16 protein-coding genes are annotated in these 18,150 nt (G+C 74.4%); 9 read left to right on the forward strand and 7 right to left on the reverse strand.

Annotated features, from left to right (window positions below):
• Nucleotides 1-87: 87 nt before the first annotated feature.
• From ACVHNB_RS15410 to ACVHNB_RS15430, 5 genes are all read left to right on the forward strand, one after another.
• Nucleotides 88-747: a YceI family protein gene (locus tag ACVHNB_RS15410; RefSeq protein ID WP_428950596.1), complete on the forward strand. Its 660-nt coding sequence runs from the start codon at nucleotides 88-90 to the stop codon at nucleotides 745-747.
• Nucleotides 748-966: 219 nt separating this feature from the next.
• On the forward strand, nucleotides 967-1,452 hold the full coding sequence (gene crcB / locus ACVHNB_RS15415) for a fluoride efflux transporter CrcB (RefSeq protein WP_428950595.1): 486 nt from the start codon (nucleotides 967-969) through the stop codon (nucleotides 1,450-1,452).
• Nucleotides 1,449-1,796: a DUF190 domain-containing protein gene (locus ACVHNB_RS15420; RefSeq protein ID WP_428950594.1), complete on the forward strand. Its 348-nt coding sequence runs from the start codon at nucleotides 1,449-1,451 to the stop codon at nucleotides 1,794-1,796. Before crcB (ACVHNB_RS15415) ends, ACVHNB_RS15420 begins: the two co-directional genes overlap by 4 nt.
• The gene (gene crcB / locus ACVHNB_RS15425) at nucleotides 1,793-2,167 is read left to right on the forward strand and encodes a fluoride efflux transporter CrcB (RefSeq protein ID WP_428950593.1); all 375 of its coding nucleotides are present in this window, start codon (nucleotides 1,793-1,795) and stop codon (nucleotides 2,165-2,167) included. The genes ACVHNB_RS15420 and crcB (ACVHNB_RS15425) overlap by 4 nt, the downstream gene beginning before the upstream one ends.
• A gap of 187 nt (nucleotides 2,168-2,354) precedes the next feature.
• Nucleotides 2,355-2,684: a DUF190 domain-containing protein gene (locus ACVHNB_RS15430; RefSeq protein ID WP_428950592.1), complete on the forward strand. Its 330-nt coding sequence runs from the start codon at nucleotides 2,355-2,357 to the stop codon at nucleotides 2,682-2,684.
• A gap of 24 nt (nucleotides 2,685-2,708) precedes the next feature.
• On the opposite strand, the gene ACVHNB_RS15435 is transcribed toward ACVHNB_RS15430, so the two are convergent.
• Nucleotides 2,709-3,608 carry a helix-turn-helix domain-containing protein gene (locus ACVHNB_RS15435; RefSeq protein ID WP_456228350.1) on the reverse strand — a complete coding sequence of 300 codons (900 nt, stop codon included), beginning with the start codon at nucleotides 3,606-3,608 and terminating at the stop codon, nucleotides 2,709-2,711.
• Nucleotides 3,609-3,801: 193 nt separating this feature from the next.
• On the opposite strand from ACVHNB_RS15435, the gene ACVHNB_RS15440 reads away from it, so the two are divergent.
• Together ACVHNB_RS15440 and ACVHNB_RS15445 are read left to right on the forward strand one after the other, a co-directional pair.
• On the forward strand, nucleotides 3,802-4,605 hold the full coding sequence (locus ACVHNB_RS15440) for a phytanoyl-CoA dioxygenase family protein (protein ID WP_456228351.1): 804 nt from the start codon (nucleotides 3,802-3,804) through the stop codon (nucleotides 4,603-4,605).
• A gap of 142 nt (nucleotides 4,606-4,747) precedes the next feature.
• The gene (locus ACVHNB_RS15445; protein ID WP_428950590.1) at nucleotides 4,748-5,434 is read left to right on the forward strand and encodes a hypothetical protein; all 687 of its coding nucleotides are present in this window, start codon (nucleotides 4,748-4,750) and stop codon (nucleotides 5,432-5,434) included.
• Between the two features lie 22 nt (nucleotides 5,435-5,456).
• Here ACVHNB_RS15445 and ACVHNB_RS15450 read toward each other — a convergent pair whose 3' ends face one another.
• Nucleotides 5,457-6,386: an alpha/beta hydrolase family protein gene (locus ACVHNB_RS15450; protein ID WP_456228352.1), complete on the reverse strand. Its 930-nt coding sequence runs from the start codon at nucleotides 6,384-6,386 to the stop codon at nucleotides 5,457-5,459.
• 126 nt (nucleotides 6,387-6,512) lie between these two features.
• On the opposite strand from ACVHNB_RS15450, the gene ACVHNB_RS15455 reads away from it, so the two are divergent.
• The gene (locus ACVHNB_RS15455; RefSeq protein WP_428950588.1) at nucleotides 6,513-6,893 is read left to right on the forward strand and encodes a MerR family transcriptional regulator; all 381 of its coding nucleotides are present in this window, start codon (nucleotides 6,513-6,515) and stop codon (nucleotides 6,891-6,893) included.
• 21 nt (nucleotides 6,894-6,914) lie between these two features.
• Here the strand turns inward: ACVHNB_RS15455 and ccrA are convergent, their stop codons facing one another.
• Genes ccrA through ACVHNB_RS15475 form a run of 4 tightly spaced genes read right to left on the reverse strand, consistent with a single transcriptional unit; the run spans nucleotide 6,915 to nucleotide 15,030 of the window.
• Complete coding sequence (ccrA, locus tag ACVHNB_RS15460) at nucleotides 6,915-8,216, reverse strand: crotonyl-CoA carboxylase/reductase (protein ID WP_428950587.1); 1,302 nt, start codon at nucleotides 8,214-8,216, stop codon at nucleotides 6,915-6,917.
• Between the two features lie 34 nt (nucleotides 8,217-8,250).
• Nucleotides 8,251-9,273 carry an alpha/beta hydrolase gene (locus ACVHNB_RS15465; RefSeq protein ID WP_456228353.1) on the reverse strand — a complete coding sequence of 341 codons (1,023 nt, stop codon included), beginning with the start codon at nucleotides 9,271-9,273 and terminating at the stop codon, nucleotides 8,251-8,253.
• Between the two features lie 28 nt (nucleotides 9,274-9,301).
• Nucleotides 9,302-13,330, reverse strand: a complete 4,029-nt coding sequence (locus ACVHNB_RS15470) for an alpha/beta fold hydrolase (protein WP_456228354.1) — start codon at nucleotides 13,328-13,330, stop codon at nucleotides 9,302-9,304.
• Nucleotides 13,327-15,030 carry a fatty acyl-AMP ligase gene (locus ACVHNB_RS15475; RefSeq protein ID WP_456228355.1) on the reverse strand — a complete coding sequence of 568 codons (1,704 nt, stop codon included), beginning with the start codon at nucleotides 15,028-15,030 and terminating at the stop codon, nucleotides 13,327-13,329. Before ACVHNB_RS15475 ends, ACVHNB_RS15470 begins: the two co-directional genes overlap by 4 nt.
• 266 nt (nucleotides 15,031-15,296) lie before the next feature.
• Between ACVHNB_RS15475 and ACVHNB_RS15480 the strand changes: the two genes are divergently transcribed.
• Nucleotides 15,297-16,715 (forward strand): MFS transporter, encoded by a 1,419-nt coding sequence (locus ACVHNB_RS15480; protein ID WP_456228356.1) that lies wholly within the window; start codon nucleotides 15,297-15,299, stop codon nucleotides 16,713-16,715.
• Here the strand turns inward: ACVHNB_RS15480 and ACVHNB_RS15485 are convergent.
• Nucleotides 16,654-18,102 (reverse strand): AMP-binding protein, encoded by a 1,449-nt coding sequence (locus ACVHNB_RS15485; protein WP_456228357.1) that lies wholly within the window; start codon nucleotides 18,100-18,102, stop codon nucleotides 16,654-16,656. The genes ACVHNB_RS15480 and ACVHNB_RS15485 overlap by 62 nt on opposite strands.
• Nucleotides 18,103-18,150: the final 48 nt, after the last annotated feature.

The following is an 18,150-nucleotide window of genomic DNA, read 5'->3' on the forward strand; positions in this document are numbered from 1 at the left end:
CCGGACGAGGCCTCCCATCTCGCTCCGGGACGGTCGTCGCACCCGTGATAACACGGAGTGATCAGCTTCGAAGGGGAAGACGACATCATGGGTATCTTCAACCGTCGCCAGACCGCGACGCTCGAGCCGGCGCCGGCGGTCGGCCCCGGTACGCCCTTCCCGGCGTCCGCGGACAGCGGTGTCGCGCTCGACCCGGCGCTGCGCGCGCTGACCGGGCAGTGGACCATCGACCGTCCGCACAGCCGGATCGGCTTCTCCGTGCGGCACGCGATGGTGACGACGGTGCGCGGCGCCTTCAGCGACTACGACAGCACGCTGTACTTCGACGGCGCCCGGCCCTCGCAGTCGCGGGCCGAGCTCGTCATCCGGGTCGCCAGCGTCGACACCGGCGTCGAGCAGCGGGACGCGCACCTCATCGGCAAGGACTTCTTCGACGCGGACCGCCACCCGGAGATGGTGTTCCGCAGCACCGCCACGGTCCACGAGGGCGGGGAGACCTTCCGCATGGCGGGGGAGCTGACCATCCGCGGTGTCACCCGGCCCGTCGAGCTGCAACTCGACTACCTCGGCTCGGTCCTCGACCCCTTCGGCTACGAGCGCGCGGGCTTCGACGGCACCACCACCATCGACCGCACCGAGTGGGGCCTGGTCTACAACCAGCGCCTGGAGGCGGGCGGCACCATGGTGAGCGAGAAGGTCCGGCTCCAGTTCGACATCTCCGCGATCCGGTCCACGCCCCTGGCGTAGCGCCCCGGCCGGTCGAGGAGACGCGACCGGGCGTGCGGCGGCCTCGACGCGGGCGTTAGGCTGCTGCCCTGCAGTCGCCTGCACGGATTCTCCGCGGGCCACTGCGCGGCGGTGGGGCTCGCCGTACCCGAACCGCGGCATCGGTGCCGCCGACAGTCCCTACTTGCGAAGGAGCGCGCCCGCACGCCCGGGCGCCCGGCGAGTAGGAGATGCGCATTCATGACGGCCCCCGAAACTGGAGTGATGGACGAAGCCACGGACGCGGACGTCGGTCCGCGCGCGCCCGCGCGGCGGGCACGGCCGTGGCGGGAGCAGGCGCCGATCGTGGCGGTGGTCGCCGCCGGCGGTGCGATCGGGGCCTCGGGGCGCTACGCCGCGTCGCTCATGTGGCCGGTCGCGGACGGCGGTTTTCCGTGGACGACCCTGTGGGTCAACGCCGTCGGCTGCGCCGTGATCGGCGTGTTCATGGTGCTGATCACCGACGTGTGGGCGGCGCACCGGCTGGTCCGGCCGTTCTTCGGGACCGGAGTCCTCGGCGGTTTCACCACGTTCTCGACGTACGCCGTGGACATCCACCAGCTCGTCGAGACAGGCGAGGTCCGCACGGGCCTCGCCTATCTCGCGGCGACGGTCGTCGCGGCGCTCGCGGCGGTGTGGTGCGCCGCGAGCGCGACGCGCCGCGTGGTGACCTGGAGGCAGCGATGACGAGGCCGGCCGGTCGCGCCCTGCGCGTGACGATCTTCATCGGCGAGAACGACACCTGGCACCACAAGCCCCTGTACGCGGAGATCGTGCACCGGGCCCGCGCCGCGGGCCTGGCCGGCGCCTCCGTGTTCCGCGGCATCGAAGGGTTCGGCGCGTCCTCGCTCATCCACACGAGCCGGCTGCTGTCGCTCAGCGAGGACCTGCCGGTGGCCGTCGTGATCGTCGACACCGAGGAGCTGGTGCGCGGCTTCCTGCCGCAGCTGGACGAGCTGGTGGACGAGGGGCTCGTGATCCTCGACGACTGCGAGGTCATCCGGTACGTGGGGCGGGAGAAGGACCGGTGAACTGGCTGTTCGTGATCTGTGGCGCGATGGTCGGGGCGCCGCTGCGGTATCTCACCGACCGTGCCGTGCAGCGGCGGCACGACACCGTCTTCCCCTGGGGCACCTTCACCGTGAACGTCGTGGGCAGCCTGGTGCTCGGGCTGCTGACCGGCGCGGTGACGGCCGGGGCGGCGTCGTCGCAGGTGCAGCTGCTGGTCGGGACGGGGCTGTGCGGGGCGCTGACGACGTACTCGACGTTCTCGTACGAGACCCTGCGCCTGGCCGAGGGCGGGGCCCGCTTCCTCGCCGCGGCCAACGTCGTGGCCAGCGTGGTCGCCGGACTCGGCGCCACCTTCGTCGGGTTCGCCCTCGCCGAGGCACTGTGGACATGACCGGGGTGACCACGGCGCGCGTGTGACCTGTGGGGCGGCGCCCCGACGGCTCGCCGCGCCGGGCCCGGCCGAGGCGTGTCGCCGCCCTCAAGCCGCTGTCGTGCCACGGGTGTTCGGAAGCCCCGGAGGGCAGTACGTTCCCAGGTACCGCGCACCGGGTTGCGCGGCAGCAAGGGGGTGTCCGCCGATGTCGCACACCACGAGGACCGCCCGTCTCACCATTCATCTGGACGGCGCCACGCTCTGGCGTCACCGTCCCGCGTACATCGAACTGGTCCAACGCGCCCATCAGACAGGCCTCGCCGGGGCGAGCGTCTTCCACGGCGTCGCGGGCTTCGCGTTCGGGCCCGAGGTCCGCCGGCTGCGGCCCTGCATGCTCGTCCTCGTCGACGGCGAGGACCGGCTGCGGCTGTTCCTGCTGACCGCGCAGGACGTCCTGGAGGCCGCCCGCGCGGTCGCCGTCCTCGATCACGTCCAGGTGCACGAAGGGGCGGAGGAGGCGGCGGACGCGGGGTGAGCACGAGGTGGCCGGGGGCGCCGGTCAGCCGTTGCGCACACCCTCGTCACCGCGCTCCTGCGCCGATGACCGCCGGTACACCGAGGGCGGCACCCCGTACCGCTCCCGGAAGGCGCGGCTGAAGTGGAAGGGGCTCGTGAAGCCCGAGGCGCGTGCGACCTGCCCGATGTCCAGATCCGTTGCGTCCAGGAGCCGTTGCGCATGCGTGAGGCGGGCGGCACGAACCGCCCGCATCGGCGTGTGGCCGGTCTGCTCGGCGTACAGATGCGCGAACCGTGAGGGGGACAGGGCGACGTGGTCCGCGAGGGAGCGGACCGTGTGCGGAGCGCCCGGAGCCGCGGCGATGATCGCGTCGGCCTGCCGGACGCGGGGATCACCCTGCGCGCCCGCGGTGGCGGAGCCGGTGGCCAGCAGCAGGATCTCCTCGACGGCGCCGAGGGCGAGTTCGCGGCCGGGGCCCGTGCCGGCGATCGCGATGACCGTCGGGTCCGGGACGGGCGGCATCCCGCCGTCCGTCCAGCGCGCGTCGGTGTGCAGCCGGCGGAAGGCCGCGTCGACCCGGTCACGGACCGCGGCCGGGACCCCGCGCACGCAGTGCACGCCGTCCCGGGTGTGGTCGCGCAGCCAGGCGGGCCAGGCCGCCCGCGGCGGGAAGTGCACCCACCAGCCGGCCCAGGAGCGTGCGGCGGGATCGGTGCGGTAGGCGTGCGGGCGACGGGACGGCAGCACGACGAGATCGCCGGGCTCCTGCGGGAGCCACGGGCCGGTGCCGCGCACCTCTCCGCGCCCCGCGGCGGTCCACATCAGCAGCCAGTTGGCGGCGCCCGCCGTGCGTGTCACCGCATAGCCGGCGGGCTCGTCGAACCGGGCGGCGATGAGGGACCGCGCGGGCGGTGAGGGAGTGTCGGCGGCAGTTTCCGGCATGTGCGTGATCGTGCCCGTCATTCGCTGTCCGCCGCTCCGGCCGTAGTTTCGGATCGGTCCGCCGCCGAGCCCTTCGCGCGTCCGCGGCAGTCCAGCACAGGGGCGGCGCAGGACTCAAGACCGACTCAAGCCCGGACTCAAGTGCAGTACTGAAGAGGTTGCCCGTGTGCGCGATCCGAGAGAGGAAGGCTCAGTGCAGAACCCCGCGTCCGACACGTTCCAGGAGCAGTTCCGTACCCGTGGCTACGCGATCGCCCCGGGCCTCTTCGACCCCGCCGAGACAGGTGAACTGACCGACGAGTTCATGCGGTTGCAGGCCGCGGGTCCCGTGCCCGGCCACTTCGAACCCGAGCCGCAGCCGGCCGAGGGCCCCCTCGATCCCCTGCGGACGTATCCCCGGGTGATGCACCCGCACCGCTTCAACGCGATGGCGCGGCGCCGGCTTCTCGACCCCCGGCTCGGGGCCGTCCTCACCGGGCTGTTCGGCGAGGAACCGCTCGCCGCGCAGAGCATGTTCTACTTCAAGCCGCCGGGCGCCCGCGGCCAGGCCCTGCACCAGGACAACTTCTACCTCCGGGTCGAACCGGGGACCTGCATCGCGGCCTGGGTCGCCCTCGACCGCATCGACCGGGAGAACGGCGGTCTCGAAGTCGTCCCGGGCACCCATCTGCTGGACCTCTTCTGCCCGGAGGAGGCCGACCCCGGCCTGTCGTTCGCCCGCGAGTACGTGCCACCGCCGCCGGGACTCGCCCCGGTCCCCGTGGACATGGCCCCCGGCGACGTCCTGTTCTTCAACGGCACCCTGGTCCACGGCTCCGGCCCGAACCGCACGGCGGACCGCTTCCGGCGCTCGTTCATCTGCCACTACGTGGGCCGCTCCACGCAGCGCATCGCCCGCCACTACGACCTGTTGACGATGGACGGGCGCGCGGTGCGGGCGGAGGAGAGCACGGGCGGCGGGCCGTGCGGCGGCGCGTTCGTGAGCACGCCGCACTGACGCGGGCCGGGCGCGGGCGCAGCGCTCGGGGCGGTGTCACAGCCGGCTCACACGTTTTGCATAATGCGAAGACCGCGCCGGGTGGCGCTCAGGCCCACCTCGCCGCCTCGGTGCGATCCGGTGAGCTCGATGGGGGTGTGGCGTGCGCGGGGAACGCGACCGGCCCGCTCCGGGGCTCGCGGCCCACTTGAGGACGGTGCTGTGGGGGCCCGCCGAGTTCGTCGGTCTGCCCGGCCGGAGCCTGCTGACGGAAGGGCTGTTCGCGGGCGGCGCCGCGGGCCTGGCGGTGGTCGGCGCGGGCTTCGCCGGCATGTGGGTCGGGCCGTCCGCCCTGCGCAGCGGGGAACTGGGACTCGTGGCGGTCGCGGCGCTCACCCTCTATCTGCTGGTGCTGCGGGCCGGACGCGTCCTCATCGGCCTGGTCGTCCTCCTCGGGGCGTGTCTGGCCCTGTACGCACCGCGGGTCGCCACCGACGTCGTCCTGGCGGAGCGCGGCCTCGAGCAGTACGTGCGCGTGACCGCGGTGGAGGACGACGGCGCCCGGGGCGACGCCCGCGGCGACCATTTCTGTGTCGTCGCCGGTGACGCGCTCCCCCTCCCGGCCGGCACCAGGATCCGGCGGGGCTGCGGGAGTTCGACACGGCCGGGCGACGTGCTTCCCGTGCTCTACGACCCGCGCGGCCGGGCCGCGACACGCGGTGTGGCGAGCCGGGGCGAGGTCCGCGCGGAGAAGCTGCGGCTCGCGGGCCTCGCGGCGGCGTTCGTGGGCGGGAGCACGCTCGCGGTGGTGCGCTCGTTCCGGCTGACCGGTGCGCGGCACGGACCGTGAGCAGCGGAGCGTCGCCGGGCGGTCACCTGGATTCGAGCCGGCCCAGCGGATGGGCGTTCTCGGCGAGGACCTTGCGCGCCGCCGTCCAAGCGGTGCTGTCGACGCCGAGTGCGTGGCGGAGGTAGGCCCAGGTGACCTGCTGGACGAGGGAGACCCGTGCGGGGTTCTCGTCGGTGGTCTCCTTGGCCTCGTGGCCCGCGATGCCGCCGAGGGAGTGCTCCGCCCCGAAGAGCGTGAGCAGGCTCTTGCCGCCGGGGCCGAGGACGTAGGGATCGGCCATCCACTCCGGTCCGCGCACGCTCAGCGGGGAGTCGTCGCGGTCGCCCACGACGACCAGGGCCGGTGTGGTCATGTGCGCGAAATCCGGGTTCATGAAGGGGAAGTGCTCGGCCGCGAACGGCGTCAGGTCGGGGCCGCCCCGGCCGGCCGTGGCGAGCAGCACACCCGCCGAGACACGTGGATCGGACAGATCCTCTGCGCGGCCCGTCACCGGGTCGAGGACGCGCAGCCCCAGCAGATTGCCCGCGGTCTGGCCGCCGAAGGAGTGCCCGGCGGCGGCGATACGGCTCAGGTCGAGGCGGCCGGTGAGACCGGGGACGGCTGCCGCCAGCGTGTCGAGGTGGTCGAGGACGTGCTTCAGGTCCTCGACCCGGAACCGCCAGATCCGTGGCGTGCGGGGGTCGTCCTGGGGAAGACCCACGGTCCTGGAGTCGAGGTGCGTGGGCTGGATCACGACGAACCCGTGGGCGGCCCAGTAGTCGGCCAGCGGACCGTAGCCCTCCAGCGACGAGCCGAAGCCGTGCGCGAACAGGACGACGGGCAGATCGCGGCCGGTCACGGGCGCGGACACGCGTACCCGAAGATCCGTGCCGCGCTCCGGAGCGGGCAGCACGACCGGCTTCACGGAGACGACGGGGACGGCGGCGGGGACAGGGATGTCATACGGGGGCATGGAAGGCTCTGCTCTCTGACGGGGGAGCGGACCGCTGGTCGCGGTGCGGCCCGCACGTCGTACGCTAGAACCTGACGTCGACGTCAGAGGCAAGGTGTGTGGCCCGGCTCACGAAGGAGGAACCCGATGCGTATCGGCGAGCTCGCCGCCCGGACCGGGGTCAGCGTCCGGGCCCTGCGCTACTACGAGGAGCAGCACCTGCTCACCGCGGACCGCAGCACCAGCGGCCAGCGGCACTACCCGGAGAGCGCCGTCGACCGCATCGAGCTGATCCAGCAGCTCTACGCCGCCGGCCTGTCGAGCAGAACGATCGTCGACCTGCTGCCCTGCGTCGTCGACGGTGACGCCACTCCGGAGCTCATCGAGCGGCTCGCCGTGGAACGCGACCGCATCGACCGTCAGGTCGCCGATCTGGCCACCACCCGCGACAGGCTCGACACCGTCATCACCGGTGCCACGAAGAACCTCCGCACGGGCCGGCCGTGCCGGGACAGGCCCACCGGGTGACACCCCGGCCCCGCATGACCCTCACCCCATGAGCGCCCGCCGGGTGTCGGGGTCGGACACGCCGAGGCCCGTGCGCGGCGCAAGGGCCAGCACGCCCACCTTTCCCGTGTGCCGGCCCCGCTGGACCAGGCGCGCGGCCTCCCCGGTCTCCTCCAGCGGATACGTCGCCGACAGCGCGGGGCGCAGCCGGCCGATCTCCAACAGGCGCTGCATGGCGGCCAGTTCGGCGAGGTTCACGCCGTGGCTGCCGATGACGCGCTTGAGCCGCATCCACAGGTAGCGGTTGTCGAACTCGTGCTGGTAGCCGGTCGTGGAGCCGCATGTCACCACGGTCCCGCCGCGCCCCACCACGTACACGGACACGCCGAACGTGGCCCGTCCCACGTGCTCGAACACGATGTGCGGGTCCGCGCCGACGGCCGCCCTGATCAGTTGGCCGAGCCGGCGCCCCGGCACGGCCGGATCCGCGGGCACCCCGCCGTCCAGACCGATCTCGCGCCGGTCGATGACGGCGTGGCACCCGAACTCCCGCGCCGCGCGCGCCTTCTCCTCGCTGCCGACGACGCCGACCGCGATCCCGCCGCCGCTGCGCACCAGTTGCGCCGCGTAGGCGCCGAGGCCGCCCGCCGCCCCCCAGATCAGCACGACGTCCCCCTGCTTCATCCGGGCGCCCCGGTCGCTGACGAGCATCCGGTACGCGGTGCCCGCGCACAGGGGGTTGCTCGCCGCCTCCTCCCATGTCAAGTGAGCCGGTTTGGGCAGGAGTTGGCTGGCGCGGGCGACGCAGTAGTGGGCGAGGCCGCCGAAGTTCGTCTCGAACCCCCAGGCCAGCTGGGAGGGGCCCATCATGCCGTCCGCGTGCGTCGCCGGGTCCTCGTCGTCGACGTACACGGGGGAGACCACGACCCGGTCCCCGATCCGCCAGCGCCGGACGCCCGAGCCCGCGCGCACGACGACGCCCGCCGCGTCCGAGCCGATGACGTGCTGCGGGGCGTCGTGCCGTGCCGCCCAGCCGCCGTCGCCGCCGAACTTCCGCAGGAAGGAGAAGGTCGGGACCGGCTCGAACATCGCCGACCATACGGTGTTGTGGTTGATGCCGCTCGCGAGGACCGCCACGAGGACCTCGTCCGGCGCGAGTTCGGGCATCGGCACCGCGCCGACATGGATCGACTTGCGGACGTCCTTGTCGTCCACGCCGCTGAAGGTGTCCTGGTCCTCGGCGCGCAGGTGGGCCGCCAGGTAGTGCTGCGGGACGGGCAGTTCGGCGAGGGTGGCGGCCGGGGCGTCGGCCACCACGGCCGCGGCGAGGGGGTCGGTTTCCATGGCGTTCCTTTCGGGCTTGAGGGGCGGGCGGAGGTCAGTTCGTGGGGAGTCCGAGTCCTGCGGCGAGCGTCGGCCAGGAGGCCTTGAACTCTCCCTGCCAGGACGACCAGGCGTGCGATCCGCCGTGGTACAGGTGCGTCTGTGCGGGCACGCCGAGGGCGGCGAGCCGGTCGGTGAACTTCCGCGCCTGCCCCCACAACGTGCCCTCCAGGACGGCGCCTTGGAGATTGCCGAAGTCGGTGCTGGGGATGCCGCTGCCCTGCGAGACGTACAGGCGGGTGCCCTTGAGGTGCTCGGCGAGGGCGTACGGGTTGTGGGCGGTCCAGTTCGCGCGCTGCAGGACGGGGCCGCCCCACAAGGAGCCGGGCAGCTCGAGTTCCCGCGCGACGATCGCGTTGACGACGGTGACCATGCCCACCGCTGTCGTGTCGAGGACCCCGCTGTACGACGCCGCGGCGGCGAAGGCGCCGGGCCTGCGCGCGGCGAACGCGAGGGCGCCGTAGCCGCCCGTGGACACTCCCGCGACGGCGCGCCGCTGCCCCGCGTGGAACTCCTCGCGCAGCAGCCGCATCACCTCGTCCACCTGGAACGTCTCGTAGTCGGGTGTGCGGCGGCCGAAGTTCCACCAGTCCGTGGGGATCCCGGTGGCGCCCGACGACGGCATGACGGTGATGACGTCCTGCCCGGCCAGGAAGTTCTCGACGTCCGTCTCGCGGGTCCAGGACGTGTAGTCGTCGTGCGCGCCCTGCAAGAGGTAGAGCACGGGCCGTTCGCGGTCGGGCGCCTGGGCGTACGAGGCGGGCAGGAGGACGCGGACCGGGACGTCGGCGCCCACGGCCGGGGACCGCACCGTGAGATCGACGGTCCGCTCGTCGAGCCAGTTGCGCGCCACGATCCTGGCTCCGTCCTCGGCCGTCACGGCCTGCCCGGCGGACGGGGCGGGCGCGCCCTGGGCGGGGGACATCCCGAGCGCGCCGCCGGTGGCGAGGAGTGCGACGGTGGCGGTGCAGGCCGCGAGTCGGGTACGGGCGGGTCCGCGGTGGCGGCGTCCGGGCATGAGGGCTCCAAGTGCTCAGCGGGAAGGTTCAGTTGGGGTCGACGGCGCGCGTCAGGTCGTCGGCCAGGGCGCCCACCACCGGGGGATCGAGAAGGGCCAGGTGGTGACCGGGGAGCGGGGTCACCGTGAGGTCGGTGCAGTGCGCGTCCCAGCCGAGGGCCGCGTCGGTGCGCTCGTAGCGGAGATCCCGGACCGTGTGGGGTGCCGGCTGCGTGGCCCGGTAGAGGAGGGTCCGGCCGTCGTAGCGGCGGGGTGTGTGACGTTCCCCGCTGCGCAGGTCCAGGTACGAGGTGCGCTGGTGCGCCAGGACGGCGGCGGGCAGATCGACGGCCTGCTCCAGGAGCTTGAGCACGAGATCGACCTGGGCGCCGTCGTCCAGGCCGCCCAGTTCCGCGTAGGGCAGCGGGAGTTCTGCCCCGTAGGTGGTCCGGATGTACTCCGCGAAGTCCGCGAAGCGGCGCCGGGCCTCGGCGGCCGGGCTGTCCGCGGGCGGGGCCGGCAGCGGGAGCACCGAGTCGATGAGGACGAGCGCGGCGACCTCCCCGTGCGGCGCCAGCAGCCGCGCCGCCTCCTGGGCGACGAGCCCGCCGTACGACCAGCCGCCCACCACCCAGGGTCCGTCGGGCCGCAGTCGGCGGATGCGGTGGGCGAACTCTGCGGCGCGGCCCGGCACGTCGGCCGGACGCTCGACACGGTCGAAGCCGAACACCGGACGGTCACCGTCGAGGTGGACGGCCAGCCGCCCGTACACGTCGGACGAGCCGCCCGCGGCGTGCGCGAGGAACAGCGGGGTGCGCGGACCGTCGCCGGGGAACGAGCGCAGGATGCCCGGTGTGCCGAAGGACGGCTCGGCGGGATGCGTGAGCGAGGGAAGCGGGGGCGCGGGCGCGTCGTCGAGGAGCGCTGCCACTCCCCGCAGCGTGCCCTGGCGCAGGAGCACGCCCGGTTCGGGCGCCACGCCGAACTCCCGCTCCACGGCCGTGCGGATACGGACCGCGGTGAGCGAGTCGAGACCGAGGTCGGTGAGCGGGACGTCCGGATCGAGGCGGTCGGGGCCGAAGCCCATGACGCCCGCCACCACGGACCGCAACCGGTCCAGCGGCGTGGCCGCCGTGGCCGGTGCCGCTTCCACGGGCGGCGCCTCGGGTGTCTCGCCCGCCCAGAAGCGGCGGTGCTGCCACGGGGGCGACGGTACGTCCACGATCCGGCCGCCTCGGTGCAGCGTCTCGCGCGCCGAGGGCACCCGCACCCCGTGCACCAGAAGGGAGGCGAGCGACGAACGGAACGTCAGCGCGTCGTCGGTGCCGCGCCGCAGCGTCGGAAGGATCAGCGGACGGTCCACCCCGGCGTCCTGAAGCGTCCGGATGAGGGGATGCAACTGCGTCGCGTGCGGGGCGACTTCGACGAAGACGCGATGTCCGTCCTCGGCCGCCGCCCGCACCGCCTGCCTGAACCGGACAGGGCGGCGCACATTGGCCAGCCAGTACGCCGTGTCGTACGGGTCGTCGGCCCGCGGGTCGTCGAGGACCGTCGAGTAGCGCCGGCACCCGGGCGGCCCGTGCCGCACCGCGCCCAGCTCCCACGCGAACTCGTCGAGCAGCGGCTCGACGTCCGGGGAGTGTCCCGCCGCGGTCACCGGCATCGCCCGCGCGAAGCCGCCGTCGGCGGTGACCCGGGCGACGAGCGCCTCCACATCGGATGTCGAGCCCGTCACCACGCACTGCGCGGGGGAGGCGTGCACCGCGACGTTCAGTGTCCTCAACTCCCTTGCCAAGAGCGCGATGTCCGTCGACGGGAGATCGGCCACGGCCATCGTGCCGCCGCTCAGGGTGGCCAGGAGGCGGGAGCGCACCGCGACGATGCGCGCCCCGGTCGACGGATCGAGGGCGCCCGCCGCGACGGCCGCCGCGATCTCGCCCAGGGAGTGACCGACGACCGCCGAGGGCTCCACGCCGTAGGACCGCCACAGTTCGGCGAGCGCGACCTGAAGGCCGTACAGGACCGGCATGACGACGGTGAGGGAGGACAGGTCGGCATCGGGCTCGGTGGCGGCCCGCAGCGAGACACCGGTGTGCTCGCGGAGCAGGGGTTCGAGGCGGTCGACGGTCGCGGCGAACACCGGCTCGGTGGCGAGGAGTTCACGTCCCATGCCGGGCCACTGCGACCCGTATCCGGAGAACACCCAGACGGGTCCCGGCGCGCCGGCGGCGAGCGGGGCCCGGTCGGCGGTGACCAGATGAGTGTCCGGTGCGCCCGTGGCGAGGCGGTGCAGGGCGGTGGTGGCGGAGGGCAGGTCACGGCTGACGACCGCGGCGCGCCGGCGGCCACGACCGGTCCGGCCCGCCGCAGTCCGGGCCAGGTCCGGTAGGCGGACACCGCGGCTCGCCGGGGAGTCGAGCCAGTGCGCCAACGTGCCCGCCTGCGCGCGGAGCCGGGCGTCGGTGGGTGCGTCGAGCAGGACCACGGAGGGCTGGTCCGGGCTGCCCGCGGGCCCGGGCACCTCCGTCCGGTACTCCGCGAGTGCCACGTGCGCGTTCGTGCCGCCGAAGCCGAACGCCGAGACGCCCGCCGTCGCCGTTCCCGAGTACCGCGGCCAGGGTTCCGGCGAGGTGACGACGCGCAGGCCGAGCGCGTCGAGGTCGACGTGCGGTCCGGGCTCGGTGAAGTGGAGCTGGGCCGGCAGTTCGTCGTGGTGCAGGGCGAGGACCGTCTTGATGAGCCCCGCGATCCCGGCGGCCGCTTCCATATGTCCGAGGTTCGTCTTCACCGAGCCGATCAGCAAAGGCTGTTCGGGGGAGCGACCGCGGCCCAGCACGGCACCGAGCGCGCCCGCCTCGACGGGGTCGCCGAGCGGGGTGCCGGTGCCGTGTGCCTCCACGTAGTCCACCAACCGGCCTTCCGCGCGGTGGACTTGAGCCAGCAGGGAGCGCTGCGCGGAGGCGTTGGGTGCGGTGAGCCCGTTCGAGCGGCCGTCGGAGTTCACCGCCGTGCCGGTGATGACGGCGAGGACCCGGTCGCCGTCGCGCTCGGCGTCCGCGAGCCGCTTGAGGACGACGACGCCGCAGCCCTCGCCGCGCACCATGCCGTCGGCCGCCGCGTCGAACGCCTTGCACCGCCCGTCACCGGCCAGCGCGCCCGTCCGCTGGAAGCCCAGCGTCACGGCGGGCGAGAGCAGTACGTTGACGCCCGCCGCGAGCGCCATGTCGGAGGCGCCGTCCGCCAGACTGCGCACCGCGTGGTCCACGGCCACCAGCGACGACGAGCACGCCGTGTCGACGGCGAGGCTCGGACCGCGCAGATCGAGCGTGTACGAGAGACGGCCCGCGGCGACACTCAGCGCGCCGCCGGGCGCGGTCCACGGGGTCACCGACTCCGGCCGCGCGGCGGTGAGATGGGCGTACTCGGTGCCGCTGATGCCGACGAACACCCCCGTCCGCGTCCCGGCCAGGGAGGGCGCGGGAAGCGCCGCGTGGTCCAGGGCCTCCCGCGTCACCTCCAGCAGCAGCCGCTGCTGCGGGTCGAGGGCGACGGCCTCGTCGGCGGCGATGCCGAAGAACTCGGCGTCGAAGTCGGCAAGCCCGTCCAGGAAGGCACCGTGCCGGCTGAGGTCCGCGGGCAGCGTGGACCCGGGCGGCACGAACTGCTCCCAGCGCCCTTCGGGCACCGTCCCGACGGCGTCCCGCCCCTCGGAGAGCAGCCGCCAGTACGCGGTCGGGGAGTCGGCCCCGCCCGGGAACCGGCAGCCGACCCCGATCACGGCGACGAGCGAACTGCTCGTAGGGGCCGGGGAACTGGCCGGTTCGGGCAGCGGTTCCTCGTCCGCCGTCGTCAGGGCCGCCACGAGCGCTCCCGGGGTCGGCGTCTCCCACAGGAGCGTCGCGGGCAGCCGGCGTCCCGTGACCTCGCCCAGGAGCGCCGTCAGGGCGACGGCGTCCCGTGAGGTGAGGCCGAGTTCGGCGAGCGGCCGGTCGTCGGTCACCTCGTCGGGCGGCACCCCGTACCACGCGCCGAGCCGGTCGACGAGCACCTCGCGGACGCGCTGCGCGGCGCTCGTCACAGCGCCTCCGCGTGCAGCGCACCGGACAGAAACCGCTCCCGGCACGCGGCCCGCGCCACCTTCCCGCTCGACGTCCGCGGCACCGTGCCCGCCGGGACCAGCAGCAGTTCGGCCAGCCGCAAGCCGTGCCGGGTCGCGATCGCCCCGCGGGCCGTGGCCGGGGCCTCGCGCACCGCCGTCCCGTCGGGTGCCGCTCCGCGCCGCGTCTCGGCCACCACCACGAGCTCCTCGCCCTCCGCACCGTCGCCGCACGGCACGAGGAACGCGGCGAGCCGGTCCCTGCGGACCACGTCCAGCGCCGACTGCACGGTCTCCTCGACGTCCTGCGGATAGTGGTTGCGGCCGTCCACGACCATCAGATCCTTGAGCCGCCCGGTCACCAGGAGCCGCCCGTCGCGCAGCGCCCCCAGGTCACCGGTGCGCAGCCACCCGTCACGGAACGTCCCGGCGCCGCGCTCGGGCTGCTTCCAGTACCCCGCACCGACGTTCGGCCCCCGCACCTGGATCTCGCCGACCCGCCCCTCGTCGAGCACGGCCCCCGTCTCCGGGGCGGCGATCCGCACCTCCTGCCCGACCGGCCGGCCGCAGTCGACGAGCCGTGCCGCCGCGCCGGGGCGCTCCTCGACGCGGCCCGCGCCCAGGGCGTCGGCGTCGCACTCCACGGTCGTCGCGGGCCGGTCGCGCGGATCGGCCGTCACGAACACGGTCGCCTCGGCGAGCCCGTACGCCGGACACAGCGCCTCGGCGGTGAGCCCGGCCCCGCCGAACGCGCCGAGGAACCGCTCCAGCGTGCCGGGCCGCACCGGCTCGCTCCCGTTGAGCAGCGCCGCCACCCGGTCGAGGCGCAGCCCCGCCGCCTCGTCCGCGTCGACGCGGGAGACGCAGTAGTCGTACGCGAAGTTGGGCGCCGCGCTGATCGTCCCCGGATAGCTGCCGAGCAGCCGCAGCCAGCGCGCCGGCCGCTCCAGGAACGCCACGGGGTCGAGCAGCACGGACGGGAACCCCGCGTGGACGGGCGTCGCCACGCTCAGCACGAGTCCCATGTCGTGGAAGAGCGGCAGCCAGCCCACCGACGTGTTCCGCCCGGGCGCGACATCGAACGCGGTGACCGCCTGCCGCGCGTTGGCGACGACGTTCGCGTGGGTCACCATCACCCCGGACGGGCTGCGGGTGGAGCCCGACGTGTACTGCAGGTAGGCGACGTCGTCCGGCGCGGGCCTGGGCAGCTCCGCCGCGGGCGGCGCCTGCGGAAGCGCATCCACCGCGAGCACGGGCAGGCGGCCGCCCGTGAACGACTCCACCGACGCCCGCGACGCCTCGTCCGACAGCACGCAGGACGGCTCGCAGTCGTCGAGAACCGCCGCCAACCGGCCTTCGTGGCCCGGCAGTTCGGGCGTGAACAGGGGCACCGCGATCACTCCGGCGTACAGGCAGCCGAGGAACGCCACCGCGTAGTCCAGGCCCTGCGGCACCAGCAGAGCCACCCGGTCGCCCGGCCGTACCGTGCGCACCAGCTGCCCGGCGACCGCGCGGGCCCGTGAGTCGAGACCGCGCCAGCCCAGCGTGCGGTGCAGCCCGGGAGAGTGCGGTTCGGGAAAGTCGACGAACGTGAAGGCCCGCTGGTGGGCGCGCTCGTCGGCCCACCGCCGCAGCCGGTCGGTCAGCAGCGGCGCGTGCGCGGGCGTCGTCGTCTCGGTCATCTCGGCGGCTCCCTCTGTGACGGACGGTGGTGACGGACGGTGCGGCTGAGGCCCCAGGTTCCGCCGCTGGGGGACATCGGAGAAAGACGAGGCGCTGACAGTTCGTCCGGAGCGGACTGTCAGCGCGGTGACAACTCCCGCGGCCGGATTCGGCAGCCGGTGCAGGAGAGCGCACCCGGTCCGCGCCCCCACAATCCGGTGGGCGAAGCGACGCAAGAAGCCCACGTGAGAAGCCGACGTGAGAGTCCGACGGAAGGGGCAGGGCGATGCATCGGGGAAGACTGTCGGCGCTCCTGGTCCTGCTGTCCCTGTCCGGATTCCTGACCACGCTCGACAACACGGTCATCAACGTCGCCCTGCCCACCGTGCAGGACGAACTGGGCCTGGACGTGCCCGACTTGGAGTGGGTCGCGACCAGCTACGTGCTGTCCTTCGGCGCGCTGCTGCTCGCCGGAGGACGCCTCACCGACCTCCTCGGGCGGCGTTCCGTGCTCGCCGTCGGCCTCGTCGTGTTCACCCTCGCCTCCGCCGCGGCCGCCCTCGCCGACAGCGGCACCGCACTCGTCGTGGCCCGCACCGTGCAGGGCGCCGGGGCAGCGCTCGTCCTCCCCGCCTCCCTCGCGGTCGTCGCCGCGGACCTGCCGGAGCGGCGCCGCTCCACCGCCGTCGGACTGTGGACGGCCTCCCTCGCCGTCGCCCTCGCGCTCGGCCCGGTCATCGGCGGGTTCGTCACCGAACACTGGGGCTGGAGCTGGGTGTTCCTGCTCAACGTGCCCTTCGGGGCGCTCGCGCTGCTCCTCGTGCCCGCCGTCCCGGCCGCCGGACGGCGCCGCGCCGCAGGCCTGCCCGCCCTCCTCGACCTGCCCGGCGTCGCCCTGTCGGCCCTCGCCCTGTTCCTCCTCACCTACGCCCTGGTGAAGGGCGGCGAGGACTCCTTCGTCACGCCGCCCGTCCCGCTGTGCCTGTGGCTGTCGGCCGCGACGGGCCTGATGTTCCTGGTGGTCGAGGCGCGGACCTTCCTGCCCCTGGTGGATCTGCGGATGCTGCGCGACCGGTTCCTCGTCGGCGGGGTCGCCGCACAGGTGCTCTGGGGCATGGGCGTCAACGGCGTGTTCTTCTTCACCGCCCTCTACCTCCAGCAGGTCCTCGGCTTCTCGCCGGTCAAGGCCGGCCTCGCGTTCCTGCCGCTCGCCGGCGCGCTGCTGCTGTGCACCCCGTTCGCCGAACGGGTCGCCCGGCTAGTGGGCGTACACCGCTCCATCGCCGCCGGCCTCGCGCTCGTCGCGGCGGGCCTGCTGCTCGTGTCGCGGGTCGGGGCCGGCGCCTCCTACGCGGATCTGCAGCCCGGCCTCGTGCTCATCGGTGTCGGCTCCTCGCTGACCACACCGTTGACCGTACGGTCCGTCGCGGGCGTCCCCGCCACGCGCACCGGCATGGCGTCCGGCCTGGTGAGCGCGGCACGCGAGATCAGCGGCGTGTTCGGCGTCGTCCTGGTCGGCATCGTGCTCACCCGCACCGAACGCGACGCGCTGCACGACGGCGCCGACCCGCGCACGGCGTTCCTCGACGGCTACGACACCGGGCTCCGGCTGGCCGCCGGATGTGTCCTCCTCGGCGCTGTCGTCACGGCCGTCGCGCTGCGCCGCCCGGGCCGTCATCGCCGCCGCGCGCGTCGAGAAGGGTGACGAAGCCGTCGGGTCCGCACATCGCGAGCCGTCCCGTACGCAGCCATCCGCCGGGCATCAGGCCCGGCACGTCGCCGAACTGCGGTCCGCGCAGCAGCAGTTCGCCCGCATGGCCGGGCAGCGCCTCGGCCGCGAGCGCCCCCTCGACGGCGATCCGTACCTCCGTCCCGGGCAGCGGGATCCCCGCCGTGCCCGAACGGGCGTCGGCCGTGGCCGGGTTGGCCAGCGCGATCCCGGCCGCCGCGGTCGGCCCGTACGCCTCGACGACCCGGACGTCCAGGGCCGCCCGCAGCCGCTCACCGGTGACGGCGTCCAGCGGGCCCGTGACGACCGTCCGCACCGTGGCGAGTGCCTCCCGCTCGTGGGCGGGCCGCTCCATGAGCAGCCGCAGCCGGGCGGGTGACGCCGCGAGGACGGTGGGCGCCGCGCGGCGTGCCGCCCGCAGCGCCGTCGCGGGATCGCCGTCCGGCACCAGGACGGTGCAGGCCCCGGTGAGCGCGGCCGCCGCCACGCCCAGCGCGAGACCGTGGGGCCCGGACAGCGGCACCAGCGACAGCAGCCGGGCGCTCCGCTGCGCCGACTCCGGATGCCAGGCACGGATCTGGTGGGCCGCCGCGGCCAGATGACGGTGCCGGAGCGTCACGGAGGTGCCGTCACGGCGGGGCAGGACGACGGCGATGTCCTCGGGCAGCGGACCGCCGGCCCGGCTCCGGTCGTCAGCGGCATCCCGCCGGTCCAGGTCGTGATAGGCCACCAGCGTCGGGGCCTGCCGCGGCTGACGGGGAGCGGTTCCCGGCCCGCGGGCCGAGGTGGTCCGGCTCGGTCCGCGCGGCCGCGGCGGTGCCCCGCCCGCCGTCAGCGACGCCCGCGACACGGAACCGGCCGGGATCCCGCCTCGACGCCTCGCCCCCGGACCGCCCCGTCGGCCCACCTCGACGGTCACGACCACGGACAGTGCCGCGTACCTCCCGGCCCGCGCCGTCTCCGGCCCTCTCTCCCGCGGCACGACGGCGACCACGGCTCCCGCCACCGCCCGCCCGGGGTCCGCCGGGTTCCCCGGCACGACCACCGCCCCGAGCCGCCACACCGCATGGCACAGCACCACCAGTTCCGGACAGTCGGGGAGCAGCACCGCCACCCGGTCGCCGCGGCCCACCCCGAGCCGATCCAGCGCCGCGGCGCAGCGCACCGCGGCCCGCCGCAGCGCGCGGAAACCCGTCCGGCGCCCCTGGCAGGACAGCGCCGCGCGGAACCGGAACCGACGGGCGGCGTCGTCGAGCAGGTCCGGCAGCGTGACCGGGGGCACCGACAGGTCCGGGGGAACTCCGGGCGCGTAGAAGCGCAGCCAGGGCGCCGTCACGGGGCGTCGCGCGAACAGGTCCGTCATGCACGGATCGTGGCGCACGACACATCGTCACCACTTGTGCCCGCACGC

The organism is Streptomyces sp. YJ-C3 (assembly GCF_053891275.1).